Source organism: Thalassotalea sp. G20_0 (assembly GCF_017744175.1).
GTDB lineage: Bacteria > Pseudomonadota > Gammaproteobacteria > Pseudomonadales > Endozoicomonadaceae > Endozoicomonas.
Genome location: NZ_JAGHQV010000184.1, coordinates 1 through 1664, shown reverse-complemented (window position 1 = coordinate 1664; position 1664 = coordinate 1). Strand labels below are relative to the sequence as shown.

General features: G+C 49.6%; 1 protein-coding gene. It reads right to left on the bottom strand.

From position 1 onward, the window contains the following. On the bottom strand, positions 1-1403 hold a 1403-nt coding region (locus J7438_RS25375), incomplete at its 3' end, for a helicase-related protein (protein WP_286196936.1). Positions 1404-1664 lie beyond the last annotated feature (261 nt).

The window sequence follows — 1664 nt, the reverse complement described above, 5'->3', positions numbered from 1 at the left end:
GCCAGAATGCGCCCACCAACATTGGCTTCTTTACTCCACATGTCGGCACGCTTCTTCATCATACTTTCTGCCAGATCTCTTGAGCCAGTATCGTCAGTGAGTCTCCAGGCTCTCTCTTTCAGCTTTTCGATTGACTCAGCAACTTCTGACTGGTGCGGCTTTTCCAGAGCCTGCGCTCCTGCATTTGGGTTGAAGGTGGCATGTTCTAAACGGGTCATGCTCAGCATGGTTCCTGTCAACCCCCTGTCCATAGCTCGCGGCGAGAATGGTGTAACCGACTGGGCCTCTACATGCTTGTAGAATGTTGCGTGGTAATGTTCAAAGGTCTCGTAGTGAGAGAGGTCTCGAGGGCGTGCCCAGGTTAAAACAGTACATACCAAACCTGGGGAAGAACGGCCAACACGACTGGTGGCTTGAATATACTCAGCAGTTCCTTTTGGCTGTCCATTCACTGCCATCAAACCCAAGCGGTTGACGTCAACACCAACAGACAACATGTTCGTGGCCAGAACAATATCGACAGCCCTGTCCTGCCCTTTCTCCCAATTACTGGTATATTGCCCAGTTGCCGGGTCAATGTCTGCTCTGAACTTAATCTCAAGCTGATCAAGCTTTTTAGGGATATCTTTACCGGAAACCCGAGAAGTCAATTCATCCGTGTTGTTAACAGCCCTCTGCTCCAGCCCGGGCCTGGCAACCTGACTCATCTGTACACGATAAGAACGTGTTCTGACATCATCTTCAGCCAATCGCTTCATACCTCCCAGCTCACGCAAGGAATTGAAGTAGCCGACTGTGGTCATATAAGGATCTGCAAGTTGCCCAAACCGATTAAAGAGAGCTTGGGAAGCAGAGAGCAAAGCAGTATAGACACGGATAAGCATGGCTGGCCGAGAGCTGCCGGGAGAGCATATACCCAGATAACGTCGGCCCGGCCTTTGGTTCAGGGGGCGCTGAACGGAGAAGAAGTTATCCTCAACATCCAAACCGTGTGGTGGGAATACTGACACCTGCCGCATAAACACATTACGCACCTGATCTTCAGCCTTACGAACCGTTGCTGTAGATGCAATAATTTTTGGGCGAACCTTTTTCCCATTGACCTCCCAAGAGCACAGCTCATCAACAGCTGTCTCGTATAGGCCAACCATTGTGCCCAAAGGGCCACTAATCAGGTGAAATTCATCCTGAATAATCAGATCAGGTGGACGAACTGGGCTGATACTCTCAACCTTCACAGCAGGTAACCCGTTTTTGTTATCTGACCTGTGACTGCCTTTGCATTTGGCATCCGGCCAGATGAACCCATGCCTTGGGCATTCATGGCTGACCTTGCCAAACAGAGTTCTAACCTGCCCACGCCAAGCCATCATGGCAAATTTATCTACAGTGGCAATCATCATAGTGGGAGGTCGATGATAAATCTCTTCATCCACAACAAGAACAGGAATCCCAGGATGAGCTTCTTTCGACGATTTCCCTTTTGAAAAGGAGCAGCGACCACGTTTGTCGCCGCAGTAGATAGAGGTTTGGTTAGTGGCTTTTTGAACTTCAATATCTCGACCCGCTGCAACCTCCGAACCACACCACGGGCAGCTGGTTAACTGTGCAGGTGATGATGAAACAACTTTATTGTCTCTAAAGCTCTGTATAGCCTCATGACT